Source organism: Candidatus Nanopelagicales bacterium (genome assembly GCA_037045355.1).
Lineage (GTDB): Bacteria > Actinomycetota > Actinomycetes > S36-B12.
In genome coordinates, this window is the sequence record JBAOHO010000021.1 from 1 (window position 1) to 14775 (window position 14775).

Below are 14775 nucleotides of genomic sequence, written 5' to 3' on the forward strand. Positions count from 1 at the left end.
GTCACGGCCACTCAGCATGAAGGAACCCACAGCGACCAGCCCCACCCCGAGGACCACTGTCACCACGCTCAGCCACGTTCCGAACCGGACCGACAGTGCGGACACCGCGATGCCGACCACTCCGAAGGTGAGGACGAAACCCGCGGTAACCCATGCGCCCACCGCGAGAGCTCGCACAACGCCAGATCCACCCTGGCGACCGGAGAGGAACATGGTGAGATAGGTGGGCAGCAGCGCGAAACCGCACGGGTTGAAGGCAGCGAGGACGCCCGCGGTGAAAGCCAACGCCCAGCCGGAGATCATTCGCGGCTCCATTTCACGGGCGAGGCTGAAGTGCCGCTCGCCACGAAAGTGCCCACACCGGGATGGTGCTGGACCAACGGAGGCTCGGTCCGTGATCCCGCCCACATAAGTGGTCGCGCTCCTTGCCCGATGCCAACGGCCCCTGGCTGGCCGTACCACCACTGCAGTTGGCCAGCCAGTTCTCACGCGAGGCTTTGTTCCCGTCGGAGTTGGGGACTGGCAGGATCGCAGGCATGACGATCGACGGTTACGAGGTTTCAGCGCGGTTGTACGACGTGGTGGTCGAACCGCTGAACGCCCCGCTGCGGGATGCCGCGCGCCGGTTCCACCCGGTCTCGCCGGGGTCGACCGTATTGGATCTGGGTTGCGGGACCGGAGCGAGCCTTGCCGACTATCGCGACTCGGGGTGCACCGTCATAGGTGCTGACCCGTCTCCGGCGATGCTGCAGCAGGCTCGCTCCCGCTTGGGCCCGAAGGTAGACGTTCGGCTCATAGAGGGGGACGTTGTTCCGTTCGACGATGATTGCGCCGACTTGGTCATCGTGTCGCTGGTACTCCACTCGGTTGACCGAGCGACGGGAGTCAAACTCCTCCGCGAGGCAGCGCGGGTGTTGTCCCCGGGTGGCACGATCCTGGTCACGGACTTCGGCACCGACGATCTGCGGTTCCCCCGTGGGTGGCTGACGCGGGGATTGACTGCTCTCCTTGAGCTCGCGGCAGGTCCGCGGCACTTCCTCAATGGGGTCGCCTACCTGCGGGCCGGAGGAATCAGATCCCTGGCGAACGCTGCGGGTTTGGCGGTAACAGCCACGCGCCCAACCGCGGGCGGCAGTGTCGTCATCGCTGCACTACGTCCGCCGGGGGCGAATCCGCCGGAGCGGGGCGCCGGTGCCACACGACCACAGGGATGAGTAAGAGCGCGAGGACGCCGCCGGCCAGGGAGAGGATCGCGAAGCTCGTCAGTCCCATGACTACTCCCGAGACCGCGCCGCCGCCCGCCCCTGCGATCGCGATGAGGACATCGATACTTCCCTGTGTCTGGGCGCGCGATTGTGGCGCGGTCGAGTCGACGATCAGCGCGGTGCCGCTGATGAGGCCGAAGTTCCAGCCCAGTCCGAGGAGGGCCAGGGCTACGGTCAGCCAAGTCAAGGATTCGCCGGGGGCCAGGGCCGCCACCAGTCCTGCCGCCAGCAGGGTGGTGGCCGACGCGACGGCCATGGGCACCCGCCCGACCCGGTCCACCAGGGGACCAGTGATCAATGAGGGCAGGAACATCGCTCCGATGTGGACTCCGATCACGAACCCAACCTCGCCGAGGTCGTGATTGTGCGCTCTCATATGGACCGGGGTCATCGTCATGATCGCGACCATGGCCACCTGGGTGAGGACCATGATGGTGGCCCCCAGCGCGATGCCGCGCCGATTGTCGCTGGGTGGAAACCGCTGCTCCGAAACCTCAGATGAAGCAAGCGGCTCGTCGGGAGCCGCCTCGGCCAGTCGACGGGCCAGTAGGAGAGGGTCGGGTCGCAGGAACAGCGCCAGGACAAGACTCGCCAGCCCGTAGGCCACTGCCGCGAGCAGGAAGGGGCCGGCCAAAGCCGGCAAGCCCAGGGACTCAGCCAGCATCCCCAACTGATCGACCAGGTTGGGTCCCGCGACAGCTCCGAAGGTGGTGGCCACCAGTGCGATGGACACCGCCGTTCCCCGGCTGTGTGGGGAGGCCAAGTCCGTACCGGCGTAACGTGCCTGGAGGTTGGTGGCGGTCCCTGACCCGTAGACGAAGAGTGCGGGGAAGAGCAGGAACGGATTGCGGGTCGCAGCTGCCACGACGATTCCGACGGCCCCCAGTGCCCCGACCAGGAACCCGGCGGCCAGGCCGGCGCGGCGACCGCGACGCTGGGAGACCCGCCCCACAGTGAAAGCGGCCAACGCTGATCCCAGTGTGAACAGGGCGGCCGGAATCCCTGCCGTGCCGTGGCCCCCCAGCATGTCCTGCGCCAGCAGCGCGCCGACAGTGACCCCGGCAGCGAGGCCGGCGCCGCCGAACACCTGTGAGACGACAACAACCGCAAGGGCGCGTCGGTACAGCCGACGTTGCTCGACGGCCGTCGGCAACTGCTCGCGCGTTGGCGTACTGGACACGTCACCGTCCTTTCAAACCCCATCAACCCTCTCAACGTCGTCCACCCTTTCAGCCCCGTCAACGAGGTGGCTGCGGATGAGCCGATGCGGGGCCCGTGGAGCACATCACGCAAGACGTCCGCGGCAGGGGATAGCGCCGCAAACACGGTAAGAGCGACAACGGGCGACGTGGCCGGTCGCGCTTCGGCGGTCGGTCTTGGTCATCGGGCCTTCGCCTCCCGTGATCGGTACCTTGGAAGCTCCGAGGTTCGGCTACGCCGCCAGTCAAGTCATCGACCAATCAGTGTCGATGCTCATGCCCAAGTCGCAAAGGCATGCGCATGAGGCCGCCATGCGTGAGTACCGCGGTCAGCGCGACAAGCGGCCGATCCGCGCCGAACCTGTGCAGCTGACTGGTCGGCGGGCCGATGGGGTCACGTTCCCCCTGCTGATGAGCCTGAGTGACGCGGACGGTGACCCGCCGCTCGTGATCGCGACGATCCTCGCCTTGTCACATGTCATGCCGACTCGCGAGCCCGCCGAGCCCCCGACCTCGGCCGCCGACCGGGAGGAGTCCATCCCGCAGCCGGACTTCGCGCAGGTCGCGCAGTTCGGCAGTCGGGCCGACCGATCGGGACCACTCCACGATCCGTGACTTACGCAGAGCGCTCGCCAACGACGAGTTCGTGACCCATTACCAGTCCATCGTTGACACCGACGGTGCCTTCACTGGGATGGAAGCGCTGCTGCGCTGGCAGCCACCGGGGCAACCGATCCGCCCGGCTTACCAGTTCATCCTTGAAGCAGAACGGTCGGGCCTGATCGCCGAACTCGGCAAGGTCACCATCCAAGCAGCGATCCGCGACACCGCCGCGCTGATCGATGCCGGGCTGTGGCCCGATCGCGCAATCTGCACCATCAACCTTTCCCCATCCCAGTTGGCCCGACCCGACATCGTCTCCGACATCACTGCTGCCCTGGAGCACCGCCAACTGCCCGCACCCACCATCGGACTGGAAATCACCGAATCAGTTGTCCTGGACAACGACCCGGAGGCGCTGCGACGCCTGGGTCAACTGCGAGACCTGGGCTGCCCGGTGCTGATCGACGACTTCGGCACCGGATACGCCAGCATGAGTTACCTGCACCGGATCTCGGTGGATGGGATCAAGCTCGACCGCACCTTCGTGCAAGGTGCACGGGACAACCCGATCGACTCCGCCATCATCGCTTCACAGATCTCCTTGGCCTCGCTCCTTGACCTCACCGTCATTGCCGAAGGAGTCGAGGACGCCCGCGAGTTCGAAACCCTCCATCGCCGCGGCTGCCGCAGGTTCCAGGGCTACCTGTTCGCGCGACCCAGCCCGATAGACACCATCCGCGACCAACTCCGCACCCCTGCGGCAACCCGCTGAGCGGACGGATCGCGAGTGGCCCATCGGCGCGTTCGGGGCCTGGTCAGCGGTGATTCCCGCGATCGTGAAGTCGAGCCACGACGTGTAGCCGTCGTGATTCTTGGTGGCGAGCGCTGGTAGTCGGGCACCGTTGGACTTGATGAAGGCTGCCAGGGACTTGAGATCAGCCCCACGAGTCCGTGGTGACAATCTCATGGTCGCGAGCGAGTCTCATGGTCGCGCTCATGGTCGCGAGCGAGTCTCATGGTCGCGAGCGAGTCTCCGCCTGTCCTGGCAAGGCCAAGACAAGTGAGACGAGGGATACTCTCGGGCTCGACCACCCCCCGTCCGAAGGAATCCTGTGACCCACCTCATCTCGCGTCGCGACCTGGACTTCCTGCTGTACGAGTGGCTCGACGTCACTGCCTTGACGGAGTTCGACCGCTTCTCGGCGCACTCAGCGGAGACCTTCGACGGGCTGCTGGACCTGTCCGAGCAGCTTGCCGAGGAGTTCTTCGCTCCTCACAACCGCGCGGCCGACCTCTCGGAACCCACCTTCGACGGGGAACGGGTCAGGATCATCCCCGAGGTCGCAGAGGCTATGCGGGCGTTCGCCGATGCGGACCTCCTGGCGGCGCCGCTCCCGGAGGAGCAAGGGGGGTTCGGGCTCCCCAACTCGGTGTACGGGGCCTGCATGGCCTACTTCGGGTCCGCGAACGCTGCCACGGCGGGCTACGGGATGCTCACCCTCGGAAACGTCAGACTCCTGCTGGCGCACGGGTCGCCCGAGCAGGTGCAGCGCTACGTCCAACCGATGATCGCCGGGCGCTTCAGCGGGACGATGGCCCTGTCCGAACCCGACGCCGGCTCTAATCTGGCTGATATCACCACCCGCGCGGAACCACAGCCGGACGGGACCTACCGGATCTTCGGACAGAAGATGTGGATCTCCGGCGGCGACCACGAGATGACAGAGAACATCGTCCATCTCGTCCTGGCCAAGATCCCCGGCGGGCCACCCGGGACCAAAGGGATCTCGCTGTTCATCGTGCCCAAGTATCTGGTCGCCGACGACGGGTCCATCGGCGAGCGAAATGATGTCGTGTTGTCCGGGATCAACCACAAGATGGGGTTCCGGGGGACAGTGAATACAGCCCCGACCTTCGGCAGCGGCGCGTTCACACCCGGCGGCGTTCCCGGTGCTGTCGGCTATCTGGTCGGGGAGCCGCACCGGGGACTGTCCTACATGTTCCACATGATGAACGAGGCCCGCATCAGCGTCGGAATGGGTGCCACGGCGCTCGGCTACGCGGGCTACCTGAAGTCGCTCGACTACGCCAAGGAACGGCTTCAGGGGCGGGCCTTGGGACAGCCGGCGACGTCTGCCCAGGTGCCGATCATCGACCACCCGGACGTGCGCCGGATGCTGCTCGCGCAGAAGTCGTATGTCGAGGGCGGCTTGGCGCTCGGGCTCTACGCCGGGCGACTGGTGGACGAACTCGATGGTCGCAGGGACAACGGCGAGGACGTCCGCGACCTTCAGACGCTCCTCGACGTGCTCACTCCGATCGCCAAGTCGTGGCCGTCCCAGTGGTGCCTCGAGGCCAACAGCCTGGCGATCCAAGTGCTGGGTGGGGCCGGCTACACACGGGACTTTGACGTGGAACAGCACTATCGGGACAACCGGCTCAACCCGATCCACGAAGGCACCCACGGGATCCAGGGTCTCGACCTGCTGGGGCGCAAGATCCTCTCGACCCAGGGACGAGGGCTGGTGTTGTTGGCCGGAGAGATGGCCCGCACGGCGGCGCGAGCTCAGGAGGCGGGAGGTGAGTCAGCCGAGCTAGGTGCCCAACTGACGGCGGCGGTCACGGCACTCGGTGAGGCGACGACGGCGATCGGGAATCTCCCCTCGGCCGAGGCGATGATGGCCAACGCCACCGCCTATCTGGAAGCGACCGGCCACCTTGTGGTCGCGTGGTTGTGGCTCGAGCAGTACCTGACGGCCGCGGGCAAGGAAGGGGACTTCTACGACGGAAAACGCCACGCTGCGAGGTACTTCTACCGCTGGGAGCTTCCCCGCATCCGGCCTCTCGTTGAGCGGCTCGCGGAGGGCGACACTACCTACTTGGACATGAAACCAGAGTGGTTGTGAACCTCGCGCACAGTCGAGTCGTCGCGGTGCATGCGTCGTCGTCGAAAGGATCCGTCGGAGGCCTGGTCGCGGGCACTGGACTGCGACACAGTGACCTCACTGAAAGGCCCCGCCCAGGAGCAGTCCCAGCCAGGCCAGCACCAAGCAGACGGCCAACATGCCGCCGCTGTGCAGGAGTGCTGCCAGTGGGCGGCCTTGCCGCAGGAGTCGATAGCCCTCCACCGACGCCGTGCTGAACGTGGAGTAGCCACCGAGGAAGCCGACACCGGCGATGGTCCGTAGGTCATCGGACCCCGCGTGAGCGCTGACGTACCCGACTACGAAACCCAGCAGCAGGCAGGCGGAGCTGTTGACGATCACCGTTCCCAGCGGCAATGAGGTCCGGTTATGGCGGGTGACTGTGGTATCGACGAGAAACCGGGACGCTCCGCCGAGGCCACCGGCGAGGGCTGTGAGCAGCGAGATGAGCATCAGTGACTGCCCCTGCCGGCTGACCTGCGGTGGACAGCCCCGACGAGGTAGACGCCGGCACCTGCGGCGACCACTCCGAGCACGATGCTGATCAGTGCGTACGAGGCGCCGATCAGAAGGTGTCCGGAGCGAGCCAATTGGTCGATCTCGACGACGAAGCTGCTGTAGGTCGTGAAACCGCCGAGAACCCCGGTGCCAGCGGTCAACCGCAGCCGTTGCCGCCAGCCGATGTCGTCCCCGGACAGCGCCAGGCTTTCCAAGAGAATGCCGAGAAGCAGGCTGCCGGTGAGGTTGATCAGGAACGTCGTCTGCGGCCATTGCCCAGGTTGTGCAGGGAACACTTCTTCCAACGTCGCCCGTATGGCCGTGCCCACGGCCGCGCCGGCAGCGACCAGCAGGGCGAGCCCGACCAGGCGCCTGTTCACCGGTCCCATGCGCTGGCAGTGTCCTTCCAATCGACGACAGTCAGCGGGACGGTGAGAACCGGCCGGTGCTGGTGGGTGGCCAGGTGCATGGCCACCGAGCCCTCGAGCATCTCGCGGAGGTGGGCGCCGGTGCCCGGTGCGCGGGTCCCCACCACGATCGCTGCGGCATCGACCGCCCGTGCGAGGTGAGTGAGAGCGCGGTCGGGTCGCCCCGCCAGGAACCGGAACTCCCAGGGAACCGAGGATTCCCCCAGCACTGTCGTCAGACGCTGCCGCAGATCGGCTTCGACTGCTCGCCAGCCGTCATCCAGAGCGTCGGGTGAGACTCCGGCGTGTCGAATCGTGCCGTCCGGGTGTTCTTCGACCACGTATCGCGAGGGATCGGCGTAGGCGAACAACAGGCGCGGTGCACCAATGGCGACGGCCAGTGAGGCGGCGGTCAAGGGCACCAGGGCGGCGAGTGCTGGGTTCACCCCCACCACGATGGGACTGCCGGCGAACGGCGTCATACGATCCACGGCGGGCTGTGGGGGGGTTCTGGCCATAAGGCAGCGTAGTTCCCGGTGGGGAAGCGACTGGCCGATTCCCGGCGCAAGCGGCGAGCGTCGCGAGACTCGCTCCGCCGAAGTCGGCAGCACACTGCTGCGCGAGATGCGTTACGGATCGTTCAGTCGCGAGTTCCGGCTGCCGGACACGGTGGCCGCAGACCAAGTGAGTGCAGCTTATGCCGACGGCATTCTCCGCCTGCACATCGCCGGAGTGAAGCCGGCTCCCGCCGAGCCGCACAAGATCCGGGTGGACGAGCGTCCCGCCGGGGTCTCCGTCGCTGCGACGGATCAGGCCGAGGTCGAGTCAGCCGAGTGATGCCAGAGGTCGGTCGGCGGGTCCTCGTGCCCCGCCGACCGACCTCCTCTTCGCAGCTCCGATTCTCCCGTTGCTGCCTTCCGGTGCGTACTTGCGTGGCCTCGTCACGAGGCAGAACTCGCAGAGCTGCGTCCCCGCAACAGCAGTGCAACCCCGACGCCCATCACGAGCATGACCGCGGCGACGACCCCCATCGTGGTGGCGAATGCCTGGGCATACGACTGCGCGGCATTCTGCAGAGCCATTCGCGCCAGTTGTGTGGTCTCTTCGGTGCCGGCTTCCACGTACAGGGAGATCACCGACTGCGCTTCTGCGATGCGAGTCGGGGAGACCCCCGCTGCCTGCAGCCGGGCGATGATGCCATCCGTGGTCATGCGGTCGATCAGTACTGTGGCCCCTGCCAGACCGACCGCGTACCCCATCTGTCCGATCGTGGTACGGCTGGACGTCACCGGACCGTAGTACTGCCGCGGTGCGACCTGGACGATCAATGCGCCATACGGGACGCTCACCGCCTGGGTGCCCATCCCCACGAGCACGAGCGCGACAGGGAACGGCCACAGCGAGCCACCGTCTCGATACCACGCCAGCACCGCGAATCCGACGGTCATGAGCGCGAACCCAATAACCGCGACGGTCCGCGGCGAGACTCCCGCCGAGACCCTGCGGCCGGTGTAGACAGAGGCAGCCATACCGAACACGTAGGCCGGGAGAGTGGCAAGAGCCACCGTCATGGTGCTCCAGCCCTCGATGTACTGCCACAGGTTCGCCAACTGCAGCACAAGGATCGCCTGCGCCATGTTCCATCCCAGACCCATGAGGATCGCTGCCAGATAGATCCGGTCGCGGAAGAGTCCCAGTGGGAAGAACGGATGGGAGCCGAGGCGCTCGATCATCACGAAACCGACGAAGGCGATGACACCGACCGCCAAGGCTGCCCAAACGGCTGGTCCCGGTGTCCCCGCCCGACTCAGTGCGTACAGGGGTAAGACGACGGCGATACCGAGCAGGATCTGGCCACCGATGTCCGCGGGTCCTGAGCCGACGGTGGGGATGGGTGGGAGCAACCGGGGCACCAGCGCCAAGACCAGCAGAGCCAGCACGGTGATGAGGCAGAAGGCCAACCGCCAACCCAAAGAGGCCAACCCCCCGCCCATCAAGGAGATGACCATCATCGTGACCGTCGCCGCCGCTCCGAACACACCCAGAGCCGAACCCAGTTGCCCCTGCTTGGCGACAGCTCGCACGTACGCGAAGGCGGCGCCGAAGATCGCTCCCATGGCGATGCCCGTGATCGCGCGACCGAGTAGGTACACCAGTGAAACTGGTGCGGCGGCGGTCAGCAGTTCCGATGCCGCGACCAGAGCCAGGGCCGCCATGAACACTCGGCGGCGCCCCAGTCGATCCGCGAGCAGACCCGTCGTCACCACGGTGGCGGCTGTGGAGTAATTCTCGACGCTGGCGGCCACGGGTATCCACGATGTCGGCATCGCCAGTCCGCGGCTGGCCTCGACGAGCGCCGTACTGGCGACATTGGGGTCGGCCATCGCCACCCCGCCGGCAACGCCCAACAACGGAACCGCCCAGCGGGAGACTGAGGCCGATTCCATCGACATGCCTTCATCCTGCCCCTACCGCTGTTCCGTGTCAGGGCAGCGGTTGCCGATCACCGGCAACTGCACGGCCGCGGTGTCACGTCACGTCTCAGGCATCCGCGACAGTTCCGTCGGGGCGCCACCGTCTTGAGCGGTAACATTGGCGCGCGAAGCTTCAACCCACCGATCCATCGGCTGACGCCCCTGCCATCGGGTTGCCGTGGTGGCGCTGTTGTCGTTGAACAGTGGCCCGCGCTGCCCTCGAGAGCGACCTGCTGATCGCACCGGTGTTCGTGCCGCTCGCTGGGCCCTCCCGCGGCGAAGCCGTGGGGGAGCCGATGACCGGCGGATTGAAGCTAACTGTGAGAGTGCCAATCGGAGGTTCCATGCCCACGTACGAGTACCGCTGCGCGAACTGCGGCCATCAGCTCGAAGCGGTCCAGTCCTTCACCGACCCAGCACTCACCGAATGCCCGCACTGTGGCGAACCGACGCTGCGCAAGTTGTTCGGCAATGTGGGAGTGGTGTTCAAGGGGTCCGGCTTCTACCGCAACGATTCGCGCGCGGCGGAGAAAGCTGCCCAAGGCGACAAGACGGCTGACTCGGGCACCAAGAAGGAGGGGGCCGGAGGTGCTGCAGCGGGCAAGGAGTCGAGGGGCACGACGTCGCAGCCCGCGACAGATGCCGGATCGGGCAAGTCCTCGCCGAGCACGTCGAGCTCGTCCAGCACATCGAACTCATCATCGGGGAACTCCTCGTCGGGGAACTCCTCGTCGGGCGCAGCGAAACCCGCCCCGTCCGGTGCCGGGGGCAAGTCAGCCAAGTAGCCCCCCTGTGGACAACGGCTCCACGAGCTCGCGGGACCACCTACGGTCAGCGGGTGCACAACCGCAGGATGGCCGCGCTCGCCTGGCGCTACGGCCGCCGCGTTCGTTGGGCTGCGGTGGCCGTGCTGCTGCTGCTCGCAGCCTTCAGTGCCGTGCCCGGCACTGACCAGCGCAGCGTCGCAGAGATCACTGTTGCTTCCCGGGATATCCCCTCCGGCGCTCAACTCGGCGTTGACGACCTCGCTCCCGCCACGACTGACCTCCCCCTGCCCGCGACGTCCAGCAGCGATCTGATGGGCCAGACGACCCGTGGCCCGATAGCCGCCGGGGAACCGATCACCCCCAGCCGCATCGTGCCGGGCGGCACCGTCGCGCCACAGCCCGGCACCATCGTCTTCCCGCTGACCCTGTCCGACGAACGGGTGGCCGCGCTGCTTCACTCCGGAGACCGCGTCGACGTCATGGTCACCCCCGACGCACTGCATGACGGTGAGCCGCGGTTGGTGGCCTCCGATGTCGAGGTCCTGGGGGTACCGGTCGACTCCGGAGCCGGCTTCGACTCGCCCCAATCAGGTGCCGTGGTCCTGCTGGCGGTGCCGGAAAGTGATGCTTCCCAACTGGCCGTGATCCGGCGCGGCGACCGTGTGTTCGTCGCCATCCGCTGATGTCGGGGGGTGTCCCAACTCACCGCCTCGCTGGGTAGGGTCAAAGGGTGTCCCGAATCCTCTTGTTCGGAGCCACCGGATTCACCGGGCGGCTCACCGCTGCCGAACTGGTGCGGACCGGGGCCGGCGCCCGTGCTGGTGGGACGTTCGGGGGATGCCTTGGAGGCCCTCGTCACGGAGTTGACGCCTCAGGCCCCCGGCGGCCGGACACCTACCTTCGAGGTGGCCGACACCAACACTCCGGAGTCACTTCGAGCGCTGCTGCACTCACCCGACGATGTCATCGTCAGCACGGTGGGACCGTACTCCCGGCTCGGTTCCGTGGCTGTAGAAGCAGCCATCGATGCGGGATGTGCCTACGTCGACTGCGCCGGCGAACCGGCCTTCATCCGCACGGTATTCGAGACCTATGGGCCACCAGCGGTGAGTACCGGCGCCCGGCTGCTCACCGCTATGGGGTTCGACTTCCTGCCCGGCAATCTCGCCGGGGCGTTGTTGATCGACCGGTTCGCCGACCAGGGTCTGACTCGGATCGACATCGGCTACTTCGTCACGGGCCAGTTCGGTCCGAGCGGCGGGACCATCGCAAGCGCCGCGGGCATCATGGTGGACCCGTCCTTCGCGTTCCGCGGCGGGGCCCTGGTGGGGGAGCGACCCGGTGCCCGGACCCGCCAGTTCCCCGTTGCGGGGCAGCAGAACACCGGGCTGTCCATGGGGGGTTCGGAGTTGTTCGCACTTCCCTTGCTGGACCCCGACCTGACCGACGTCTCGGTTCACGTCGGATGGGCGGGACGGTGGGCCCGAGCCGCATCAGCCGCCAGTGGGCTCGCGGCCAGTGCCCGGCAAGTACCCGGTATCGGGTCCGCCTTCGGGGCAGTGCTGCGCAGCGCGCTCGGCAGCTCGAGCACGGACGGCCCCGCCGAACACCTGCGGCAGGGCGCCCGCTCCGTCGTCATCGCCGAAGCGGAAGACGCGGACCACCGGCCACTGGGCCGGATCCAGATCGAGGGACCGAACCCCTACGACCTCACCGCAGCGCTCCTCACGTGGTCCGCGCGGATGCTGTCCCGCCGGGCGGAGAAGGATATCGGTGCCGTCGGACCGGTCACCGCATTCGGGCTCGACGCGTTGGTCAGTGGTTGCCTGGCTTTGGGTCTCGCCGAAGTCGACTGACATGAACCGCGTTCTGACCGAAGATGAATGGCGGACTCGAATCGATCGGCACGAGGCGCGTGTCGCCGTGTGGATCGAACCTCGGCTGCAGCGCCGGGCCGAGGGGTTGCCTCACCCCGTGGACGACTTCCTGTGGACCTACTACCGCAACCGACCCGCCGCGTTACGGGTATGGCATCCCGGCCTCGGGGTGATCCTGCGCGGCCACCCGCCCATTGCGGGTCTGCGAGGCTACCGAAGGACAGGAGTTGGCTGGTCGGTCGACCCGACCGGCATCCGCATCGACATGGTGCGACAACGGGTGGCCCTGCTACGCGCGACTGCCGCCCGTCCGGCGCGCACCAACTGCTTCGGAATGCACGAATGGGCGATGGTCCTGGGCCTGCCCCAGAGCCAAGTCCGCCACGAGCAAGTTCCGCTGCGGCTCGCCGACACGCAGATCGAGGACGTGATCGACGATGTCGGGCTGCGCTGTACACATTTCGACGCGTATCGCTTCTTCACCGCGGGTGCACTCACGCGCCAGCGACCGCTGAGCCGCGCTGCCCAAAGCGAGAACGAGCAGCCGGGGTGTATCCACGCGGGGATGGACTTGTATCGCTACTCCTACGAATCCGCGCCGTACGTCGGCAGCGATCTGGTGGCCGACTGCTTCGAGCACGCCAGGACAGCGCGCGAAGTCGACATGCGCGCCTCGCCCTACGACCTGTCCGCTTGGGGTCTCGCCCCGATCCCTATCGAGACTGCCTCCGGTCGCCGGGAGTACGCCGATGTTCAGGCCCACCTCGCCCGCCGGGCACAGGGTCTGCGAGATCAGTTGATCGAAGCCCTGCAGCAGATGGCCGACATCGCGGGTTCGGACAGGGCAGAATCAGCCTGACCATTGTCGATCCAGGAGTGCGCATGTGTGGTTGCTTCGTCTTCGCCCTCGGCGCGTTCTTCCCGCGCGTCGCGATCTTGCTTCTCTGGCTGTTCACCGACTACGTACAGGCAGCATTCAAGGGGGAGTGGATCCTGCCTCTGCTCGGAGTGATCCTGCTGCCCTACACGACTTTGTCCTACATCTTGTTGTACTGGTGGCTGGGAGGCGTCACCGGTTTCGCCTGGTTCCTGGTGGCGCTGGCGTTCCTGTGCGACTTGGGTGCGTGGGCCGGCGGTGCCCGCTCGGGCACGTCGTACCGCACTGCGTCGTAGCAGGCCCCTCCCGCCGCGATGGCAACAGGCAGAGCCGCCGACAAAGCCACGGACAAGGCTGCCCTGCGTCACGAGATCAGGCGCAGTCGCGCTGCGGAGCCGTCGGATGTCAGGGTCCGGCGCGCCCAGCTGCTCATGAGTCACGGGGCCGCGTTGGCGACTCGAGCTGGATCCGCGGTCGCGGGATTTCAGCCGACCAACCACGAACCGGACATCTCCGCGTTGCTCATGGTTCTCGCCTTGCCCGTGTACCTGCCGCGGGCGTTGTCGGCCAGTGAGTTGGAGTGGGTGCGGGCCCGGCCGGACGACCTGCGAGGCGGCCATCGCGGCATCCCTCGGCCCAAGGGCCCGGCAGTGGCGCTCGGGCCTGGCATCGCGTCCCTGGGTGTCGGAGTCATGCTCGTGCCGGCGCTCGCCGTCGACCCATCCACCGGAGCCCGATTGGGATACGGGGCGGGCTTTTACGACCGCCTCCTCGCTGACCTGTCACCAGCCGTGTTCACCGTTGCGGTCTGCCGGGAGCAGGATCAGCGCGTTCTGCCGGTCGAGGCGCACGACGTGCCGGTCGCGGCGGTGTTGACCGAGGCGGGCCTGGTATCGGTCGGGTCTGCCGGCGATGCGCCGGCGGAAGACTGAGCCGGGACCGCGTAGGGTCTGCAGCATGGCGGAACTTCACGGCGACGTGCGCAAGGCCGTGATCCCGGTCGCCGGGTTGGGAACGCACTTCCTGCCTGTGTCCAAGGCGATCCCCAAAGAGATGCTTCCACTCGTCGACCGGCCGGCCATCGACTATGTCGTCCGAGAAGCCGTCGCGGCAGGCCTGGATGATGTGCTGCTGATCCAGGGCCGCGGCAAGGTCGCGCTCGAGGACTACTTCGATCGAGATGTCGAGATGGAAGCCGCTTTGGCCGACAAAGGGGACGACCCGGCGCTGGCACAACTTGCCGAGATCAGTTCCCTGGCGAGGGTGCATTCGGTGCGGCAGGGCCAGGTGCTCGGTCTCGGCCATGCCGTCTCCATGGCCGAAGCGCATGTCGGTCACGAGCCGTTCGCGGTCCTCTTGGGCGACGACCTGATCGACGAACGTGATCCCGTTCTCGAGCAGATGCTCGCCCTGCGCCGCAAGCACGGGGGATCGGTGGTCGCGCTGTTCGAGGTGCCTCCTGAGAAGATCTCGAGTTACGGTGCCGCCGCCTGCCGAGCGACCGAGGTCAACGATGTCGTCGAAGTCACCGACTTGGTCGAGAAACCGCCGATCGATCAGGCGCCGAGCAACCTGGCCATCATCGGCCGCTACATCCTCGATCCCCTGGTCTTCGACGTCCTGCGTGACACCAGACCCGGACGGGGCGGGCAGATCCAACTGACGGATGCGCTGCGGAGCATGGCCAAACTGCCGGCCGGGAACGGCGGCGGAGTTCGTGGTGTGGTCTTCCGCGGTCGTCGCTACGACACCGGCGACAAGCAGTCGTACCTGCAGGCGGTCGTCACACTGGCCATGGAAGACCCTGACCTGGGGCCGGAGTTCAGGCGCTGGCTCGCCGGTCAGATGCAGCAACGCGGACTGGTCGCATCATGAACGGAGGCC

At 66.9% G+C, this 14775-nt stretch carries 18 protein-coding genes and 1 pseudogene; 12 read left to right on the top strand and 7 right to left on the bottom strand.

The window, feature by feature from the left end:
* A partial coding sequence (locus V9E98_10635) for a cytochrome c biogenesis protein CcdA (protein ID MEI2717436.1) occupies nucleotides 1-303 on the bottom strand: 303 nt, incomplete at its 3' end.
* A 122-nt stretch (nucleotides 304-425) separates the two neighbouring features.
* Here V9E98_10635 and V9E98_10640 point away from each other — a divergent pair.
* Nucleotides 426-1214 carry a methyltransferase domain-containing protein gene (locus V9E98_10640; protein ID MEI2717437.1) on the top strand — a complete coding sequence of 263 codons (789 nt, stop codon included), beginning with the start codon at nucleotides 426-428 and terminating at the stop codon, nucleotides 1212-1214.
* Here V9E98_10640 and V9E98_10645 read toward each other — a convergent pair.
* On the bottom strand, nucleotides 1141-2445 hold the full coding sequence (locus V9E98_10645; protein ID MEI2717438.1) for an MFS transporter: 1305 nt from the start codon (nucleotides 2443-2445) through the stop codon (nucleotides 1141-1143). The two genes, V9E98_10640 and V9E98_10645, sit on opposite strands and share 74 nt — an antisense overlap.
* 220 nt (nucleotides 2446-2665) lie before the next feature.
* Here V9E98_10645 and V9E98_10650 point away from each other — a divergent pair, with 220 nt between their 5' ends.
* The 3 genes from V9E98_10650 (at nucleotide 2666) to V9E98_10660 (ending at nucleotide 5973) form a co-directional block, all read left to right on the top strand.
* The gene (locus tag V9E98_10650; protein ID MEI2717439.1) at nucleotides 2666-3079 is read left to right on the top strand and encodes a PAS domain S-box protein; all 414 of its coding nucleotides are present in this window, start codon (nucleotides 2666-2668) and stop codon (nucleotides 3077-3079) included.
* Nucleotides 3080-3110: 31 nt separating this feature from the next.
* Entirely contained in the window at nucleotides 3111-3839 is a 729-nt protein-coding gene (locus tag V9E98_10655) for an EAL domain-containing protein (GenBank protein ID MEI2717440.1), read from the top strand.
* A gap of 340 nt (nucleotides 3840-4179) precedes the next feature.
* Nucleotides 4180-5973 (top strand): acyl-CoA dehydrogenase, encoded by a 1794-nt coding sequence (locus V9E98_10660; protein MEI2717441.1) that lies wholly within the window; start codon nucleotides 4180-4182, stop codon nucleotides 5971-5973.
* A gap of 96 nt (nucleotides 5974-6069) precedes the next feature.
* Here V9E98_10660 and V9E98_10665 read toward each other — a convergent pair whose 3' ends face one another.
* From V9E98_10665 to V9E98_10675, 3 genes are read right to left on the bottom strand one after another with little or no spacing between them, the layout of a single operon-like run.
* Nucleotides 6070-6444, bottom strand: a complete 375-nt coding sequence (locus V9E98_10665) for a CrcB family protein (protein MEI2717442.1) — start codon at nucleotides 6442-6444, stop codon at nucleotides 6070-6072.
* On the bottom strand, nucleotides 6444-6869 hold the full coding sequence (locus tag V9E98_10670) for a CrcB family protein (protein MEI2717443.1): 426 nt from the start codon (nucleotides 6867-6869) through the stop codon (nucleotides 6444-6446). The genes V9E98_10665 and V9E98_10670 overlap by 1 nt, the downstream gene beginning before the upstream one ends.
* A complete protein-coding gene (locus V9E98_10675) occupies nucleotides 6866-7414 on the bottom strand; it encodes a universal stress protein (protein MEI2717444.1) in 549 nt (182 codons plus the stop codon). Before V9E98_10675 ends, V9E98_10670 begins: the two co-directional genes overlap by 4 nt.
* Between V9E98_10675 and V9E98_10680 the strand changes: the two genes are divergently transcribed.
* Nucleotides 7353-7733 (top strand): Hsp20 family protein, encoded by a 381-nt coding sequence (locus V9E98_10680; protein ID MEI2717445.1) that lies wholly within the window; start codon nucleotides 7353-7355, stop codon nucleotides 7731-7733. The two genes, V9E98_10675 and V9E98_10680, sit on opposite strands and share 62 nt — an antisense overlap.
* A gap of 104 nt (nucleotides 7734-7837) precedes the next feature.
* Here the strand turns inward: V9E98_10680 and V9E98_10685 are convergent, their stop codons facing one another.
* Complete coding sequence (locus V9E98_10685) at nucleotides 7838-9349, bottom strand: MFS transporter (protein ID MEI2717446.1); 1512 nt, start codon at nucleotides 9347-9349, stop codon at nucleotides 7838-7840.
* A gap of 365 nt (nucleotides 9350-9714) precedes the next feature.
* On the opposite strand from V9E98_10685, the pseudogene V9E98_10690 reads away from it, so the two are divergent.
* Nucleotides 9715-9858 (top strand): annotated as a pseudogene (locus tag V9E98_10690) (zinc ribbon domain-containing protein).
* Between the two features lie 14 nt (nucleotides 9859-9872).
* On the opposite strand, the gene V9E98_10695 reads toward V9E98_10690, so the two are convergent.
* On the bottom strand, nucleotides 9873-10151 hold the full coding sequence (locus tag V9E98_10695) for a hypothetical protein (protein MEI2717447.1): 279 nt from the start codon (nucleotides 10149-10151) through the stop codon (nucleotides 9873-9875).
* 57 nt (nucleotides 10152-10208) lie between these two features.
* Between V9E98_10695 and V9E98_10700 the strand changes: the two genes are divergently transcribed.
* From V9E98_10700 to V9E98_10725, 6 genes are all read left to right on the top strand, one after another.
* The gene (locus V9E98_10700) at nucleotides 10209-10820 is read left to right on the top strand and encodes an RcpC/CpaB family pilus assembly protein (GenBank protein MEI2717448.1); all 612 of its coding nucleotides are present in this window, start codon (nucleotides 10209-10211) and stop codon (nucleotides 10818-10820) included.
* A gap of 138 nt (nucleotides 10821-10958) precedes the next feature.
* Nucleotides 10959-11993: a hypothetical protein gene (locus tag V9E98_10705; protein MEI2717449.1), complete on the top strand. Its 1035-nt coding sequence runs from the start codon at nucleotides 10959-10961 to the stop codon at nucleotides 11991-11993.
* A gap of 1 nt (nucleotide 11994) precedes the next feature.
* Nucleotides 11995-12873 carry a 3-methyladenine DNA glycosylase gene (locus tag V9E98_10710; GenBank protein ID MEI2717450.1) on the top strand — a complete coding sequence of 293 codons (879 nt, stop codon included), beginning with the start codon at nucleotides 11995-11997 and terminating at the stop codon, nucleotides 12871-12873.
* A gap of 23 nt (nucleotides 12874-12896) precedes the next feature.
* Complete coding sequence (locus V9E98_10715) at nucleotides 12897-13187, top strand: hypothetical protein (protein MEI2717451.1); 291 nt, start codon at nucleotides 12897-12899, stop codon at nucleotides 13185-13187.
* 18 nt (nucleotides 13188-13205) lie between these two features.
* Entirely contained in the window at nucleotides 13206-13823 is a 618-nt protein-coding gene (locus V9E98_10720) for a 5-formyltetrahydrofolate cyclo-ligase (GenBank protein MEI2717452.1), read from the top strand.
* Between the two features lie 25 nt (nucleotides 13824-13848).
* On the top strand, nucleotides 13849-14766 hold the full coding sequence (locus V9E98_10725; GenBank protein ID MEI2717453.1) for a UTP--glucose-1-phosphate uridylyltransferase: 918 nt from the start codon (nucleotides 13849-13851) through the stop codon (nucleotides 14764-14766).
* The last annotated feature ends 9 nt before the right edge of the window (nucleotides 14767-14775 follow it).